The sequence below is a fragment of the Streptomyces sp. NPDC002580 genome (genome assembly GCF_042889485.1).
Taxonomy (GTDB): domain Bacteria; phylum Actinomycetota; class Actinomycetes; order Streptomycetales; family Streptomycetaceae; genus Streptomyces.
The window spans coordinates 813,063-828,330 of the sequence record NZ_JBIAQZ010000001.1; the positions used below are offsets into that span (position 1 = coordinate 813,063).

Here is a 15,268-nt window from a genome sequence, read left to right on the forward strand (position 1 = left end):
GTGGTGCGAGGGTGGTCACGCGGTGCCGCCGGGCGATGTGACGTGGGCCTCCGGTCACCGGGGGACGAACGTGACCGGGCTCTCGAAAGCGGCCCGTCGCGTGGCCCGGCGCAGCGCCTTCAGGAGCGTCCCGCCGATCAGCAGGGTCAGGGTGACGGTCACGACCGCCCGGCCCAGGTCCCAGCCGAGGGAGGTGGCCAGGCAGTACGCCAGGAAGCGGGCGAGGTTCGCGGGGACGGCGGCGTGCGGGTCGAAGGCGACGTTCGAGGCCAGCGCGTCCATGAAGGGCCAACCGGCCAGATTCATGACGGTGCCGTACGCGAAGGCCGCGAAGAAGCCGTACGCGGCCAGCATCAGCAGTTCCCAGCGGCCGCGCAGCCGGTCCTGGCCCGGCAGCAGTCCGGCGCCCATCGTGAACCAGCCCATGGCCAGCATCTGGAAGGGCATCCAGGGCCCCACCCCTCCGGTCAGCAGCGCCGACGCGAACATCGTCACGGACCCCAGCACGAACCCGAAACCGGGGCCGAGCACCCGCCCGCTCAGCACCATCAGGAAGAACATCGGCTCGATGCCCGCGGTCCCGGCCCCGATCGGGCGCAGCGCGGCGCCGGTCGCGGCCAGCACGCCGAGCATGGCCACCGCCTTCGGGCCGAGTCCCGACTCGGAGATCGACGCGGCGACCACGGCGACCAGCAGGACGAGAAGCCCCGCGAACAGCCACGGGGCGTCCTGGGCGTGTGCGCTGACCTGCGATCCGGGCCCCGCGAAGAGCGGCCAGCCGAATCCGGCGGCGCCGGTGGCGCTGACCAGGGTCAGGGCGGCGACGGAGCGCGGGCCGAGGCGGACGGCCCTGGCCTGGGGCTGGGGCCGGCAGGGGAGGACGGCTGTTTCGGGGGTGCTCACGCGAGGGCCTTCCTGACCTGGGCGACGGTGAGCCACGGCTCGGGAGCCAGGATCTTGGAGACCTGGGGGGCGAAGGACGGGGACGCGACGACCACCTCGGCGGTCGGGCCGTCGGCGACGACCTCGCCGTCCGCGAGGATCACCACCCGGTGGGCGAGTTCGGCGGCGAGCTCCACGTCGTGGGTGGCCAGCACGATGGCGTGACCCTCGGCGGCGAGCCCGCGCAGCACGGCGACCAGGCGGGCCTTCGCCGCGTAGTCGAGGCCGCGGGTCGGTTCGTCCAGGAGGAGCAGCGGGGGGCGGGCGGTCAGGACGACGGCCAGGGCCAGCGCCAGCCGCTGGCCCTCCGACAGGTCGCGGGGATGGGTGTCGTCCCCGATGTCCGGCAGCAGTTCGGACACCAGCGCCCGGCAGGTCCCGGCCGCGGCCCCGGCGTCCCCGTCGGCCGCCGCGCACTCGGCGGCCACCGTGTCCGCGTACAGCAGGTCCCGGGGTTCCTGCGGTACGAGCCCCACCCGGCGTACGAGGTCGGGGGGCGCCGTGCGGTGCGGTACGGCCCCGCCGACCCGGACGGATCCGCCGGCCGGTTCCACGAGCCCGACCAGTGCTCCGAGCAGCGTCGACTTCCCGGCGCCGTTGCGGCCCATCAGCGCGATGGTCTCGCCCGGCCCGACGGTCAGATCGACCCGGCGCAGTGCCTCGACGCGCCCGCGCCGGACGGCCAGCGACTCGACGACGGCCACGTCCGAGGGGACCGGGGTGCTGTCGGTGTTCCGCCTGCGCAGCAGACGGGCGAACGGGGAGGAGGGGGGTGCCGGGGCGGGAGGGAGGGGAGGGGGCAGCGGTGCGGTGACGGAGGCGGGGACGGTGACGGATTCCCGGGATGCCGTGGAGAGCCGCTCGCGCAGCGGTACCGCCCGGCGGCGCGCGTCGCGCACGGTCAGCGGGAGGGGGGACCAGCCGGCCAGGCGGCCCAGTTCCACCACCGGCGGACAGACGGGGGAGACGGCCATGATCTCGGACGGTGTGCCGATCGTCAGCGGGGCTCCCGGCGCGGCCAGCAGGGCGAGCCGGTCGGCGTACTGGACGACCCGTTCCAGGCGGTGTTCGGCCATGAGCACCGTGGTGCCGAGGTCGTGGACCAGGCGCTGCAGGACGGCGAGGACCTCCTCGGCGGCGGCCGGGTCCAGCGCCGAGGTGGGTTCGTCGAGGACCAGGACCTCGGGGTGCGGCGTGAGCACCGAGCCGATCGCGACCCGCTGCCGCTGGCCGCCGGAGAGGGTGGCGATCGGGCGGTCGCGGAGGTCGGCGAGGGAGAGGAGGTCCAGGGTCTCCTCCACACGGCGGCGCATGACGGCCGGTGCCAGGCCGAGCGACTCCATGCCGTAGGCGAGTTCGTCCTCGACCGTGTCCGTCACGAAGTGGGACAGCGGATCCTGGCCGACCGTGCCGACCACGTCCGCCAGTTCGCGCGGCTTGTGCGTCCGGGTGTCCCGCCCCGCGACGGTGACCCGGCCGCGCAGCGTTCCGCCCGTGAAGTGCGGGACGAGTCCGCTCACCGCGCCCAGCACCGTCGACTTGCCGACCCCGGACGGGCCGACCAGGAGCACCAGTTCACCCTCCGGGACCTCGAAGTCGACGCCCCGCACGGTCGGTTCGGCGGCCCCGGCGTACGTCACGGAGACGTCCTCGAAGCGGATCACGATGGCTCCTCGGGGGCCGGGGTTCGCTGGGGGGCCGGGGCCGCGAAGGCGGGGAGCAGGCCGAGCAGGACGGCCGCCGCCGGCCACAGGGGGAGGGCGGGCGCGACCAGGGGGACCACGCCGGGGCTCAGCGCGGCGGGGTCGTCCGCCGCGGCGACGATCATCAGGGTGGCCACCGCCGCGCCGGAACCGGCGACCAGCCAGGCCCGTACGCCCCAGGTGTCCGGCCGATACCGCGTCCGTGGCGAGCGGCGGCCGCCCAGCCACAGTCCGCCGAGCGCCGCGGCGAGGCCGGCCAGCAGGACCGGGAGGCCGTAGGTGCCGCCCTCGGCGGTCAGCAGTCCGTACGTGCCCGCGCAGACGCCGAGCAGACCACCCAGGGTGAGGGCTCCGGTGGTCCGGCGGACGGCGGGCGCAACCTGTGCCGTACGTCCGTACCCGCGTGCGTCCATCGCCGCCGCCAGCGCGACCGAACGCTCCAACGCGCCTTCCAGGACGGGGAGTCCGACGTGCAGCAGGCCGCGCAGGCCCCGGTCGGGACGGCCCCGCAGGCGGCGCGCGGCCCGCAGCCGCTGGACGTCGGCGATCAGATGCGGGGCGAAGGTGAGCGCGACGACCACCGCGACACCCGCCTCGTACAGCGCTCCGGGCAGGGACTTGAGCAGCCGTGCCGGGTTCGCGAGGGCGTTCGCCGCGCCGACGCAGACCAGCAGCGTGGCCAGCTTCAAGCCGTCGTACAACGCGAAGATCAGGCCCTCGGCGGTCACCCGGCCACCGATGCGGACCCCCTGCGCCCAGTGCGGGAGGGGGAGTTCGGGAAGCGTGACGATCACGTGGGTGCCGGGGATCGGGGAGCCGAGGAAGACGGCGAAGGCCAGCCGGACGGCGAGGACGGCCGCGGCCAGTTTCACGAAGGCGGTGTAGGAGCGGGCCCAGGGGGCGTCCGTGCGGTGGGTGGCCACCACGAAGCCCGCGACCCCTATGAGGAGGGCGAGCAGGAGGGGGTTCGTGGTGCGGGAGGCCGCCGTGCCGAGACCCAGGGCCCAGACCCACCAGGCCCCCGGATGCAGGGAGTCCGCCCGGTTCGCACCCGGCGTGCGGGAGGGGGCGGGGGAACGCGGGAGGCGCCCGCTCGCGGCGGAGTCCGGTGCGGGCCGCCGCGTACGTCCTGTCACCGGCTCCTGGCCCCGCCGGGGCAGGGGGAACGCCCGCCACCCCGCGGGGCGGCGGCCCACGGCGGTCGCGGCGGGGCGGTCACGGTCGCCCTTGGTCATGATCGGTGCCTCAGCCCCGGCGCCGGCGGGCCTGCCAGACGGCCGCCGCGCCCAGCACCGCCACCGCGCCGGCGCCGGCCAGCAGGCCCACCGAGGGGCCCTGGTGGGCGGGCTCGGAGGCGGTCGGCCGGGCGGACTCGGTCGGCTCGCCGGCCGCGACCGGGTCGCCGCAGCCCGTTCCCGGGTAGCCCGCTATCGCGCACAGCAGGGCGTTGGTGTCGTAGCGCAGGGGCTTGGCGACGGTGGCCAGGGCCTCCGCGGCGCTCGCGTCCGGGGTGACCCGGGCGCAGGCGGTGCGCGGGGCCGGCGGCTTCTCGCCGGACGGCGCGTCGGCGGCCGTGCCGGGGTCGATGACCACGGCCACGCGCTTCTCGCCCTCCCGGGCGGGCGTTCCTGCGCAGATCGCGGCGAAGTCCCGCTCCCCGCGCGGCTGTACGGCGTGCTGGGAGTCCTCGCTCACCGCGAAGCGGAAGCCCTGGACATCACCGTCGGACGGCCGCGCGATCGACGGACCCTGAGTGGCGTACGTCCACTTCCCGCCGGTCAGGTCCCAGAAGGACCAGTAGCGGTAGCCCACGGCCCGGGCCTGCCCCGCGCCGCCGAGGAGGAGGAGCAGGAGGGCCAGAGCGAGAGCGAGAGCGAGCGCCGGGGCGGGCGCGGCCGTCCGACGGGCCGTCACAGCTGCTGCTTCTTGTTGCGGCCGCTGATCAGGAAACCGATGCCGATGCCGGCGACCAGGCCGACGCCGATGATCCACCACACGGCGGGCCCGTTGCCGTCGTCCTTCTTCTCGTCCTTCTTCTTCTCGCTCGGGGTGGCCGAGGCGCCCGCCGCGATCGGGGCGGGCCCGGTGGCGCCCAGCTGCGCGACCAGGTCCTGGCCGCCGAAGTCACGCGGGTCGGTGCCGGTGACGTGCGCGGCGAAGATCAGCTGCGCGTAGGCGGCGGGGCCGGACTCGGCCGCCCAGTCCGCGGAGTTCTTCTCCAGCCAGGCGAGCGGCTTCTGCGCGGCCTTCTTCGCACCGGTCGCCGACAGGGCCACGACCGCGTCCGCCGTGTTGCCGTAGTCGGGCTGGTCCTTCGCCCCGGGGAGCGCGGACTTCAGGTACGGGGTCCTGGCCAGTTCGTCGGCGAGATAGCCGGCGCCGTTCGCCGTCGCGTCCGCCCTGTTGGGGGTGTCGGTGGTGACGCAGCCCGTGAGGTCGAGCGGGGTCCCGGCCAGGGCCACGAAGCCCTGGCCCACGCCGGCGGTCACGCCCGCGGCGGTCGCGTCCGCGTTCGCCGCCAGCTTGCCCTTCTTGTCGGGCTGGTAGGCGAAGGCGCCGCCGCCCTCTCCGTCGCAGGGCGTCGACAGCTCCACCAGGGCGTCGTACGGGGACTTGCCGCCCTTGGTGACGGTCTCGGGCTTCTCGCCGACCGCCTTCAGCGCGCCGATCACGACGGACGTCGAGTTGGTGTCGTCGGCCCCGCCGGCCATGTAGCCCCAGCCGCCGTCCTTGTTCTGTACGGACTTGAGCCAGGTCACGGCCTTGCGGGTGGCGTCGTCGTGCCCGCCGAGCGCTGCGAGGGCCTGGACGGCGGCCGCGGTGCTGTTGGTGTCGACCTGCGTCTTGGCGTCGCACGCGGCGCTCGCGTCGGCGCGGTACGCGGCGAACGCCCCGTTCGCGCACTGCTGTCCGGTCAGCCAGTCGACGGCCTTCTCGGCGGGCCGTACGCCGACGGTGTCCTGGGCGAGCAGCGCGAGCGACTGCCGCCAGACGCCGTCGTAGGTCGGGTCGGTCTTGCCGTAGAGACCGGACGGGATCGCCGTCGAGGGCGACGGTGAGGCGGCGGAGGCGGCCGGGGCGACGACCGCTCCGATGACGGCGGTGGCGGCCAGTACCGCTGCGGTGCGGCGAACAGACATGACTCTCCCTGCGGGGAGCCGGGCAGCACCGGGCACACTGAGGAATCCGGGCGACTCGGGCCCCGTGTCCCTCGACGGTGCCGGCCGTCGGCGGGTTGCCGAGGGCGCGAGCCGGTCACGTCCCGTCCGAGGCGATCCGGCTCACCACCGAAGTGGCTCACGGTTGCGGGTCAGCGCCGGATTCGCACCGGCTTCTCCTCGTACGGATGTGATGACGACGGGCTCACTGTACCGGCCGCGCGGAAGCCGCCGGGTGTTGCCTGGAGCACGCGCCCGGGGTGACCCGGACGACATCCGCTAGGTTCGGGCCATGCGAACGGGGAGACTGCTCGGCTCGGGGCGTTCGGCGGACGTCTACGAGGTGGACGAGGCGTGGGTGCTGCGGCGGGACCGCGCCGGCCGGGGCGACGCCGCGGCCGAGGCGGCGGTGATGCAGCACGTGCGCTCGTACGGCTATCCGGTGCCGGGGGTACGGGCGGCCACCCGCGGCGATCTGGTGATGGAGCGGCTGTCCGGGCCGACCGCGCTGGAGGCGTTCGGCCAGGGCCTGTTCTCCGCCCAGGAGGCGGGCCTCGTCCTGGCCCGGCTGCTGCGCAGACTGCACGCCGTGCCCGCCCGGCTCTCAGCCGACCCGGCCGTCCGCGTCCTGCACCTGGACCTGCGCCCCGGCAACGTCATGCTCACCCCGGACGGGCCGAAGGTCATCGGCTGGGCCGACACCGAGGAGGGACCGCCGGGTCTCGACTGGGCGATGTCCGCCCTGATCCTCGCCCGGGTCGCCGTCGGTGGCGAGAAGGACGGGGACGTGGCCGCGGAGACCCTGGACGCGCTGCTCGACGGGAACGAGGACCAGGTGACCGAGGACGGTCTCCTGGAGGCGGGGCGGCGCCGGGCGGGCGACCCGACGGCGAGCGCCCACGAGGTCCGACTCCTGGGCGAGGCCGATGAGTTGATCCGCTCGCTGGTGCACTGAAGGCCCGTCCCCGCCGCGGGTGCCGGGGACGGGCGGGGGGCCGGCCGGGCGGCGACCCGGTGGGGCGCGCCGGTCAGACCGCCACGTACGTCACGGGGGCGCTGCCCGCCACCGCCTCCGCCCGCCCCAGCTTCACCAGTCGCCGGACGTGGGCCTCGGCCTCCGAGACCGCGATGTTCCGCGATCCGTAGGGGATGTCGGCCCAGGGGCGGTTCCACTCCATGAGCTCGGCGAGCTGCCAGGGCGTGCGCGGGGTGGCGAGAAGGGTGAGCAGGCCGGTGAGCCGCTCCTCGTGGTGCGTGAGCAGTTCCGTGACACGGGAGGGGGCGTCGGTGAAGGCGTGCTGGTGCGCGGGGAGCACCTCGGCCGGGTCGAGTCGGCCGACGCGCTCCAGGGAGTCGAGGTAGTCGCCGAGCGGATCGGCGATCTCCCCGAGGCTGTCGATCCCGTTCGCCCAGGGAGGACGCCCGTGGGTGTCGGGGTCCTCGTACAGGCCGATGTGCGGGGTGATCCTCGGCAGCAGGTGGTCGCCGGAGAACAGGCGTCCGTTGCCGGGCAGCCGAGCCGGGTGACCCTCCTCCAGGTGGAGGCACACGTGTCCGGGCGTGTGGCCGGGGGTCCAGATGGCGCGGAGCCGGCGGCCGGGCAGGGCGAGGAACTCGCCGGGCACGATCTCGCGGTCGGGGAGCGCGGGGGAGAAGCCGGGCAGCGTGCTGGGGCGGCGCGCGGAGGTGCTCGCGTCGCGCAGCGGGGCGATGTGGTCCGCCGGGGCGCCGGACGCCTCCAACTTGGCCGCCATGTAGGCGAACCAGCGCTCGGGCCGGTTCTCCCTGGTGCGCCGGACGAGCGCCGTGTCGGCGGCGTGCATCGCGATCCAGGCGCCGGACGCCTCGCGGACGCGGCCCGACAGACCGTGGTGGTCGGGGTGGTGGTGGGTGATGACCACGCCGTGGATCTGCGCCACGGAGGTTCCGCAGCCGGTGAGTCCCTCGACGAGGGTGTCCCAGGAGGCGGGGTCGTCCCAGCCGGTGTCGATGAGCACGGGGCCCGCGTCGGTGTCGAGGAGGTACACCAGCGTGTGGCCGAGCGGGTTGTCCGGGATGGGGACCCTGATCGACCGGACGCCCCCGCCGTGATCGGTCGCCTGCGTCATGCGCTTCCACCCATCGCCGAGTTCCCGTCACTATAACTAGAACGAGTTCCAATGGGAGCCCAAGTCGACCGTCGGGTGCGCGAGGGTGCCCGTCCGGGCGCCGGTCGGGTCCGTGCCGTGGACTCATGTCACCGGAACTGGTATCAGTTCTCGTATCTGATGAAGCGTCAGAAGTGGTGGCAGAGAGCGTCCTTGGAGGCAGTCGGCCATGACCGAGCTCGTGGAACACGGACAGCTGTTCATCGGCGGGGAGTTGACCGACCCCCTGGGCAAGGACGTCATCGAGGTGATCTCGCCGCACACCGAGGAGGTCATCGGCCGGGTGCCGCACGCCTGCCCGGCCGACGTCGACCGGGCCGTCGCGGCCGCGCGCGAGGCGTTCGACCACGGCCCCTGGCCGCGCATGGGTCTCGACGAGCGGATCGCGGTCGTGACCCGCATCAAGGACGCCATCGCCGTTCGGCACGAGGAGATCGCCCGGGTCATCTCCTCGGAGAACGGCTCCCCCTACTCCTGGAGCGTCCTCGCGCAGGCCCTCGGCGCGATGATGGTGTGGGACGCGGCGATCACGGTCGCGCGCGGCTTCACGTACGAGGAGACGCGCGACGGAGTCCTCGGCAGGATCATGGTGCGCCGTGAGCCGGTGGGCGTGGTGGCGGCCGTGGTGCCGTGGAACGTCCCGCAGTTCGTGGCGGCGGCCAAGCTCGCGCCCGCGCTGCTGACCGGCTGCACCGTCGTCCTCAAGCCGTCGCCCGAATCGCCCCTGGACGCCTACCTGCTCGGCGAGATCGCGAAGGAGGCCGGGCTGCCCGAGGGGGTGCTCTCCATCCTCCCGGCGGACCGCGAGGTCAGCGAGTACCTGGTCGGACACCCCGGCGTCGACAAGGTCTCCTTCACCGGCTCGGTCGCGGCGGGCAAGCGCGTGATGGAGGTCGCCGCCCGCCGTCTCACCCGCGTGACACTGGAGTTGGGCGGCAAGTCGGCGGCCGTGGTGCTGCCGGACGCGGACCTCGCGACCGCGGTCCCCGGGATCGTCTCGGCGGCCTGGATGAACAACGGCCAGGCCTGCGTGGCCCAGACCCGCATCCTGGTCCCGCGCTCGCGCTACGACGAGTTCGCGGAGGCCTTCGCGGCGGCGGCGAACGCGCTGGTCGTCGGCGACCCGCTCGACCCGGCCACCCAGGTCGGCCCGCTGGTCGCCGAACGGCAGCAGCGGCGCAACCTCGACTACATCCGCATCGGCCAGGAGGAGGGCGCCAAGATCCTGGCGGGCGGCGGGCGTCCGCAGGGGCTCGACCGCGGCTGGTACGTCGAACCGACCCTCTTCGGGGACGTCGACAACACGATGCGCATCGCCCGGGAGGAGATCTTCGGCCCGGTGATCTGCCTGCTCCCCTACGGCGACGAGACCGAGGCCGTGAAGATCGCCAACGACTCCGACTACGGGCTGAGCGGCAGCGTCTGGACGGCCGACGTCGCCCACGGCATCGACATAGCCCGGCAGGTCCGTACCGGCACCTACTCGGTCAACACCTTCAGCCTCGACATGCTGGGCCCGTTCGGCGGCTACAAGAACTCCGGCCTGGGCCGGGAGTTCGGACCCGAGGGGTACGGCGAGTTCCTGGAGCACAAGATGATCCACCTGCCGGCCGGCTGGGAGGCCTGAGGATGGGCGACCGCTGGCAGGTCGAGGTCGACCGCTCCGTCTGCATCGGCTCCGCCCAGTGCGTCCACCTCGCCCCGGCCGCCTTCCGCCTCGACGCCGGCATGCAGTCCCACCCGCTCGAACCGGAGACCGACGCCAACGAGAAGATCCTCGAAGCGGCCGAGGGCTGTCCGGTCGAGGCCGTCATGATCTCCCTGCTGAGCAGCGGCGAGCCGGTGTTCCCGCCGGAGGAGTAGGGCCGCGGGCCCGGCACCCGGGCGGCCCGCGTCCCCGGATATCCTCCGGCTTTCGACGGATCGACCGGGGCGGGAAGCGTGCAGAAGTCCGAGGCCAGGAAGCTGATCGGGGAAGCGGTGGCGGCGTGGGAGGCCGAGGAGTGGCAGCGCTCCGCCGACCTCTACGAGCGGGTGCTGGCGCATTTCCCCGACGAGGGGCCGAGCGCGGTGTGGTGGTACGACGCCGCGCTCGGCCACAAGTTCCTGCGGAACTGGGACAAGGCCCTCGACCTCGGACGGGAGGCGGCGGCCCGCTCCCCGCGCGGCGAGGGCGATCCCGCGTACTGGAACCTCGGCATCGCCGCCACGATCCTGCGGGACTGGGCGACGGCCCGCGACGCCTGGGCCGGCTTCGGCATCGAGATCCCCGAGGGGGAGGGCGCGATCGAGGGCCGCTTCGGCGTCGCGTGCGTACGGCTGGACACCGACGGGGAGCGGGAGGTCGTGTGGATCGAGCGGTTGTGCCCGACCCGGGGGCGCGTGGTGAACGTGCCCGTCACGGGCGGGCGGCGGTACGGCGAGATCGTCGTGCACGACGGGGAACCCAAGGGGGAGCGGGTCTCCGACGGCACGACGTATCCGGTGTTCGACGAGCTCACGCTCTTCGAGCCCTCACCGCTGCCGACCCTGGAGGTCACGGTCGACGCGGGCGAGCGGGAGGACCTGGAAGCCCTGCTCGCGCTGTTCGTCGAGCACGGCTTCGGAGCCGAGCCCGCCAGTTCCGTACGCGTCCTGTGCGCCTGCTGCAGCGAGGGCACCCACCAGAACGAACGCGACGTCCGGGCGGGCGCCCAGGCGGTGTCGCTGGCGGCCCCGGAGCCTCAGGCGCGGCGGCTGCTGGAGCGCTGGGCGGGAGAGACGGCGACCGGCCGGAGCTGGAGCGGCCTGGAGCGGGTGGGCTAGTACGTGTTCCGAAAGGAGCGTCGTCCGCCCGGAGGACGGGGCTCGCGGCGTCCGGTGCGGTGCGTCGCGGGGCGGAGGGCCGCCCGCGTGGACGTACTCGGGCGATCCCGACGACGCGGCGAGGTGCCGTGCCAGGCGTCGTGAGCCGGACGGGACTTTCGGAACACGCCCCAGGAGCGGCGCACCCGTTCGTACCGGCGGGCCCGCTCGTAGCGGCGCTCCTACGGGTACGGGCCCTTCCGCCCGTACCGGAGTCAGCGGTCGTCCGGGCGGGTCAGGTCGATCAGGTGGCACACCGTCTCGATGTCTATCTTGACCTGGGCGATGGAGGCGCGGCCCGAGAGCCAGGTGATCAGGGCCGAGTGCCAGGTGTGCTCGATGACGCGGACGGCGGAGAGCTGGGCCGGGGTCGGGTCGTCGAGCCCCATCGCGTCCAGGATGATCACCGTCGTCTGCCGCGAGACCTGGTCGACCTCGGGGCTGACGCTGCGGTCGGCGAAGGTGAGCGCGCGGACCATGGCGTCGGCCAGGTGCGGCTCCCGCTGGAGGGCGCGGAACGCCCGCATCAGGGTCTCCGCCACCCGCTCCGCGGCCGTGTCCCCGGCCGGCGGCCGCTTGCGCAGCGTGCCGTGCATGCGCTCCAGCTGATCCTGCATCGTGGCGACCAGGAGATGCACCTTCGAGGGGAAGTAGCGGTACAGCGTGCCGAGAGCGACCTGCGACGACTCCGCGACCTCACGCATCTGCACGGCGTCGAAACCGCCCCGGCTGGCCAGCTGGGCGCTGGCGTGCAGGATCCGGCGACGGCGCGCCTCCTGGCGCTCGGTGAGCGGGGGCGAGGCGGTATGTGTGATGGAGTGCGGAGTGGAGCGCGCGGAGGTGGACGGCGAGGCGGGCGTGCTGGCCCCCGGCGCCGGTCGCGCGTTCTTCGTGTCCGCCTTGGCTTCCGCAGGCATGGGTCCGTTCCGTGACATCAGCGAGAGGGAGCGACGAGTCGGCGTGACAGGGCGTGTCGCCGCCGTGCGGACCTGGTGATCTTCGCCGCTTCGTCGTGGCGTGAATCACCTGATCCACCGCTCACAGTGGCGCTACCTGCCGGTAGATTCAGTGCTCCTTGAACGATCAAGTCTGAAACTTGTTCTAGATTAGCGTCCCGGCGTAATCTCGCGGGAAAGTGCAGGGAGAAGGGGACCGGAAGTGACCGCTGAGGCCATGGAGACGGGCCCCGGGAAGGGCGCGCCAGCCGACGGGGACGGCTCCCTGCGCATCGCGCTCCTCACGTACAAGGGAAACCCGTTCTGCGGCGGCCAGGGTGTGTACGTACGCCACCTCTCGCGCGAACTCGCCCGACTCGGTCACCGCGTCGAGGTCATCGGCTCCCAGCCCTACCCCGTCCTCGACGAGGGCCTTCCCCGGCTGAGCCTCACCGAGCTGCCCAGCCTCGACCTGTACCGCCAGCCCGACCCCTTCCGCACCCCCGCGCGCGGGGAGTACCGGGACTGGATCGACGCCCTCGAGGTCGGCACCATGTGGACCGGCGGCTTCCCCGAGCCGCTGACCTTCTCGCTGCGCGCCCGCCGTCACCTGCGGGCCCGGCGCGGCGAGTTCGACGTCGTCCACGACAACCAGACCCTCGGCTACGGCCTGTTGGGGGATGTCGGCGCCCCGCTGGTGACCACCATCCACCACCCCATCACCGTCGACCGGCAGCTCGAACTGGACGCCGCCGAGGGCTGGCAGCGCCGCGCGTCCGTCCGCCGCTGGTACGCCTTCACCCGCATGCAGAAGCGCGTCGCGCGCCGCCTGCCGTCCGTGCTCACCGTCTCCGGCACCTCCCGCCAGGAGATCGTCGACCACCTGCGGGTCGAGCGGGACCGCGTCCACGTCGTCCACATCGGCGCGGACACCGACCTCTTCTCGCCGGACCCGTCCGTGCCCCAGGTGCCGGGCCGCATCGTCACCACGTCCAGCGCCGACGTGCCGCTCAAGGGACTCGTGTTCCTCGTCGAGGCGCTCGCGAAGGTGCGGACCGAACACCCGGGAGCGCACCTCGTCGTCGTCGGCAGGCGTGCCGAGGACGGACCGGTCGCCCAGGCCATCGAGCGGTACGGCCTCGACGGAGCCGTCGAGTTCGTCAAGGGCATCTCGGACGCCGAGCTCGTCGACCTCGTCCGCTCGGCCGAAGTCGCCTGCGTGCCCTCTCTGTACGAGGGCTTCTCCCTGCCCGCCGCCGAGGCGATGGCCACCGGGACGCCGCTGGTGGCCACCACCGGCGGAGCGATCCCGGAGGTCGCGGGACCGGACGGCGAGACCTGCCTGGCCGTCCCGACGGGCGACTCGGGGGCGCTCGCCGCGGCCCTCGGCCGGCTCCTCGGCGACCCGGAACTGCGGGCGCGGCTCGGCGCCGCCGGGCGCGAACGCGTCCTGGCCCGCTTCACCTGGGCCAAGGCCGCCGAAGGCACCGTGGCCCACTACCGCGAGGCGATGGCCCTTCCCGCGTCCCGGTCCCGCTCGCGCGGGGCGACCCCCGCCGAGGTCACCGACCGGCCCGCCACCACGCCGGACCCGGACCCCTCCGGGGCCGCGGACGGGACTCCCGTCGCCGAAGAACTAGTTGCAGCCAACCGTGAAAGCAGGGCCACGTGCTGACCGTCGACTTCTCCCGGTTCCCGCTCGCCCCCGGCGATCGTGTCCTGGACCTCGGATGCGGTGCCGGCCGGCACGCGTTCGAGTGCTACCGGCGCGGCGCCCAGGTCGTGGCGCTGGACCAGAACGGCGAGGAGATCCGCGAGGTCGCCAAGTGGTTCGCGGCGATGAAGGAGGCCGGGGAGGCGCCCGCCGGAGCCACCGCGACGGCCATGGAGGGCGACGCGCTCGCGCTGCCCTTCCCCGACGAGTCCTTCGACGTCGTGATCATCTCCGAGGTCATGGAGCACATCCCGGACGACAAGGGCGTGCTCGCCGAGATGGTCCGCGTGCTCAGGCCGGGCGGCCGCATCGCCATCACCGTGCCGCGCTACGGGCCGGAGAAGGTCTGCTGGTCGCTGTCCGACGCCTACCACGAGGTCGAGGGCGGCCACATCCGCATCTACAAGGCGGACGAACTGCTCGCGAAGATCCGCGGCGCCGGCCTGCGGCCCTACGGCTCCCACCACGCGCACGCGCTGCACTCGCCGTACTGGTGGCTGAAGTGCGCGTTCGGCGTCGACAACGACAAGGCGCTGCCCGTGCGGGCGTACCACAAGCTGCTGGTCTGGGACATCATGAAGAAGCCGCTGGCCACCCGGGTCGTCGAGCAGGCGCTGAACCCGCTGATCGGCAAGAGCTTCGTGGCCTACGCGACCAAGCCGCACCTGCCGGAGCTCGCCGCGGCCACCTCCGCCACGACCGTTCCCCAGGCGGACGCCACGTGACCACTCCCCGGACGGAACACCTCGTCCTGCCCGGGGTCCTCACCGCGGAGGAAGCCGCCGCCACCGTGCGCGGGATCCTCGCGGTGCAGCGCCCGGACGGAGCCATTCCGTGGTTCCGCGGCCACCACCTCGACCCGTGGGACCACACCGAGGCCGCCATGGCGCTCGACGCCGCCGGCGAGCACGAGGCCGCGGAGCGGGCGTACGAGTGGCTCGCACGGCATCAGAACACGGACGGGTCCTGGTACGCGGCCTACGCCGACGGGGACTTCGAGGACGTCACGGACCGCAGCCGGGAGACCAACTTCGTCGCGTACATCGCGGTCGGCGTCTGGCACCACTACCTGGCGACCGGCGACGACGCGTTCCTGGACCGCATGTGGCCCGCCGTCTACGCGGCCGTGGAGTTCGTGCTGCGGCTCCAGCAGCCGGGCGGACAGATCGGCTGGAAGCGCGAGGACGACGGCACCGCCGTCGACGACGCGCTGCTGACCGGGAGTTCCTCGGTGCACCACGCGCTGCGCTGCGCGCTCGCCATCGCCGAGCAGCGTGAGGAGCCGCAACCCGACTGGGAGTTGGCGGCCGGCGCACTGCGGCACGCGATCCGGCGTCACCCGGAGCGGTTCCTCGACAAGGACCGCTACTCGATGGACTGGTACTACCCGGTGCTCGGCGGCGCGTTGACGAACACCGAGGCCAAGTCCCGTATAGAGGAGGGCTGGGACCGCTTCGTGGTGCCCGGCCTCGGGGTGCGCTGCGTGGCTCCCAACCCGTGGGTGACCGGTGGCGAGTCCGCCGAACTCGCCCTCGCCCTCTGGGTGGTGGGAGAGTCCGACCGCGCCCTGGAGATCCTCCAGTCCATCCAGCACCTGCGCGATCCGAAGACCGGCCTGTACTGGACGGGCTACGTCTTCGAGGACCGGGCCATCTGGCCCGAGGAGCTCACCAGTTGGACGGCGGGTTCCCTGCTGCTGGCGGTCGCCGCGTTGGGCGGCGACGAGGCGACCTGCGTCGTCTTCGGCGGCGAGCGCCTCCCGAACGGCCTGGACCCCGACTGCTGCGTACAGTCCCTCTGAAACGCCCGGACGGTCCGGACCCCC

At 73.6% G+C, this 15,268-nt stretch carries 14 protein-coding genes and 1 riboswitch; of the genes, 7 read left to right on the top strand and 7 right to left on the bottom strand.

The window, feature by feature from the left end; genetic code table 11:
* Nucleotides 1-54: 54 nt before the first annotated feature.
* Genes ACFYW7_RS03460 through ACFYW7_RS03480 form a run of 5 tightly spaced genes read right to left on the bottom strand, consistent with a single transcriptional unit; the run spans nucleotide 55 to nucleotide 5,785 of the window.
* Entirely contained in the window at nucleotides 55-903 is an 849-nt protein-coding gene (locus ACFYW7_RS03460) for an ECF transporter S component (protein ID WP_389497328.1), read from the bottom strand.
* Nucleotides 900-2,606 (bottom strand): ABC transporter ATP-binding protein, encoded by a 1,707-nt coding sequence (locus ACFYW7_RS03465; RefSeq protein ID WP_389497330.1) that lies wholly within the window; start codon nucleotides 2,604-2,606, stop codon nucleotides 900-902. The genes ACFYW7_RS03460 and ACFYW7_RS03465 overlap by 4 nt, the downstream gene beginning before the upstream one ends.
* Nucleotides 2,603-3,880, bottom strand: coding sequence for an energy-coupling factor transporter transmembrane component T (locus ACFYW7_RS03470; RefSeq protein ID WP_389497333.1), 1,278 nt, complete (start codon nucleotides 3,878-3,880; stop codon nucleotides 2,603-2,605). Before ACFYW7_RS03470 ends, ACFYW7_RS03465 begins: the two co-directional genes overlap by 4 nt.
* Before the next feature lie 10 nt (nucleotides 3,881-3,890).
* A complete protein-coding gene (locus ACFYW7_RS03475) occupies nucleotides 3,891-4,559 on the bottom strand; it encodes an SCO2322 family protein (protein WP_389497336.1) in 669 nt (222 codons plus the stop codon).
* Nucleotides 4,556-5,785: a prenyltransferase/squalene oxidase repeat-containing protein gene (locus tag ACFYW7_RS03480; RefSeq protein WP_389497338.1), complete on the bottom strand. Its 1,230-nt coding sequence runs from the start codon at nucleotides 5,783-5,785 to the stop codon at nucleotides 4,556-4,558. The genes ACFYW7_RS03475 and ACFYW7_RS03480 overlap by 4 nt, the downstream gene beginning before the upstream one ends.
* A gap of 133 nt (nucleotides 5,786-5,918) precedes the next feature.
* Nucleotides 5,919-5,982, bottom strand: a riboswitch (cobalamin riboswitch).
* Nucleotides 5,983-6,095: 113 nt separating this feature from the next.
* Between ACFYW7_RS03480 and ACFYW7_RS03485 the strand changes: the two genes are divergently transcribed.
* Nucleotides 6,096-6,758: a phosphotransferase gene (locus ACFYW7_RS03485; RefSeq protein ID WP_389497340.1), complete on the top strand. Its 663-nt coding sequence runs from the start codon at nucleotides 6,096-6,098 to the stop codon at nucleotides 6,756-6,758.
* A gap of 73 nt (nucleotides 6,759-6,831) precedes the next feature.
* On the opposite strand, the gene ACFYW7_RS03490 is transcribed toward ACFYW7_RS03485, so the two are convergent.
* A complete protein-coding gene (locus tag ACFYW7_RS03490) occupies nucleotides 6,832-7,911 on the bottom strand; it encodes an MBL fold metallo-hydrolase (RefSeq protein WP_389497342.1) in 1,080 nt (359 codons plus the stop codon).
* A 208-nt stretch (nucleotides 7,912-8,119) separates the two neighbouring features.
* On the opposite strand from ACFYW7_RS03490, the gene ACFYW7_RS03495 reads away from it, so the two are divergent.
* The 3 genes from ACFYW7_RS03495 (at nucleotide 8,120) to ACFYW7_RS03505 (ending at nucleotide 10,755) form a co-directional block, all read left to right on the top strand.
* A complete protein-coding gene (locus ACFYW7_RS03495; protein ID WP_389497344.1) occupies nucleotides 8,120-9,577 on the top strand; it encodes an aldehyde dehydrogenase in 1,458 nt (485 codons plus the stop codon).
* Between the two features lie 2 nt (nucleotides 9,578-9,579).
* A complete protein-coding gene (locus ACFYW7_RS03500) occupies nucleotides 9,580-9,813 on the top strand; it encodes a ferredoxin (protein WP_389497346.1) in 234 nt (77 codons plus the stop codon).
* Between the two features lie 78 nt (nucleotides 9,814-9,891).
* Nucleotides 9,892-10,755, top strand: coding sequence for a tetratricopeptide repeat protein (locus ACFYW7_RS03505; RefSeq protein ID WP_389497348.1), 864 nt, complete (start codon nucleotides 9,892-9,894; stop codon nucleotides 10,753-10,755).
* 254 nt (nucleotides 10,756-11,009) lie between these two features.
* On the opposite strand, the gene ACFYW7_RS03510 is transcribed toward ACFYW7_RS03505, so the two are convergent.
* Entirely contained in the window at nucleotides 11,010-11,711 is a 702-nt protein-coding gene (locus ACFYW7_RS03510) for a TetR family transcriptional regulator (RefSeq protein WP_389497350.1), read from the bottom strand.
* Between the two features lie 241 nt (nucleotides 11,712-11,952).
* Here ACFYW7_RS03510 and ACFYW7_RS03515 point away from each other — a divergent pair, with 241 nt between their 5' ends.
* Genes ACFYW7_RS03515 through ACFYW7_RS03525 form a run of 3 tightly spaced genes read left to right on the top strand, consistent with a single transcriptional unit; the run spans nucleotide 11,953 to nucleotide 15,244 of the window.
* Nucleotides 11,953-13,404, top strand: a complete 1,452-nt coding sequence (locus tag ACFYW7_RS03515) for a glycosyltransferase family 4 protein (RefSeq protein WP_389497352.1) — start codon at nucleotides 11,953-11,955, stop codon at nucleotides 13,402-13,404.
* Complete coding sequence (locus tag ACFYW7_RS03520) at nucleotides 13,398-14,168, top strand: class I SAM-dependent methyltransferase (RefSeq protein WP_389497354.1); 771 nt, start codon at nucleotides 13,398-13,400, stop codon at nucleotides 14,166-14,168. The genes ACFYW7_RS03515 and ACFYW7_RS03520 overlap by 7 nt, the downstream gene beginning before the upstream one ends.
* Nucleotides 14,165-15,244 carry a prenyltransferase gene (locus ACFYW7_RS03525; RefSeq protein WP_389497355.1) on the top strand — a complete coding sequence of 360 codons (1,080 nt, stop codon included), beginning with the start codon at nucleotides 14,165-14,167 and terminating at the stop codon, nucleotides 15,242-15,244. Before ACFYW7_RS03520 ends, ACFYW7_RS03525 begins: the two co-directional genes overlap by 4 nt.
* The last annotated feature ends 24 nt before the right edge of the window (nucleotides 15,245-15,268 follow it).

Excerpts from the sequence above, each read along its gene's own strand:
- ACFYW7_RS03495 (WP_389497344.1), top strand. The coding sequence starts at position 8,120 with ATGACCGAGCTCGTGGAACACGGACAGCTGTTCATCGGCGGGGAGTTG.
- ACFYW7_RS03490 (WP_389497342.1), bottom strand. The coding sequence starts at position 7,911 with ATGACGCAGGCGACCGATCACGGCGGGGGCGTCCGGTCGATCAGGGTC.
- ACFYW7_RS03470 (WP_389497333.1), bottom strand. The coding sequence starts at position 3,880 with ATGACCAAGGGCGACCGTGACCGCCCCGCCGCGACCGCCGTGGGCCGC.
- ACFYW7_RS03510 (WP_389497350.1), bottom strand. The coding sequence starts at position 11,711 with ATGCCTGCGGAAGCCAAGGCGGACACGAAGAACGCGCGACCGGCGCCG.
- ACFYW7_RS03500 (WP_389497346.1), top strand. The coding sequence starts at position 9,580 with ATGGGCGACCGCTGGCAGGTCGAGGTCGACCGCTCCGTCTGCATCGGC.
- ACFYW7_RS03485 (WP_389497340.1), top strand. The coding sequence starts at position 6,096 with ATGCGAACGGGGAGACTGCTCGGCTCGGGGCGTTCGGCGGACGTCTAC.
- ACFYW7_RS03480 (WP_389497338.1), bottom strand. The coding sequence starts at position 5,785 with ATGTCTGTTCGCCGCACCGCAGCGGTACTGGCCGCCACCGCCGTCATC.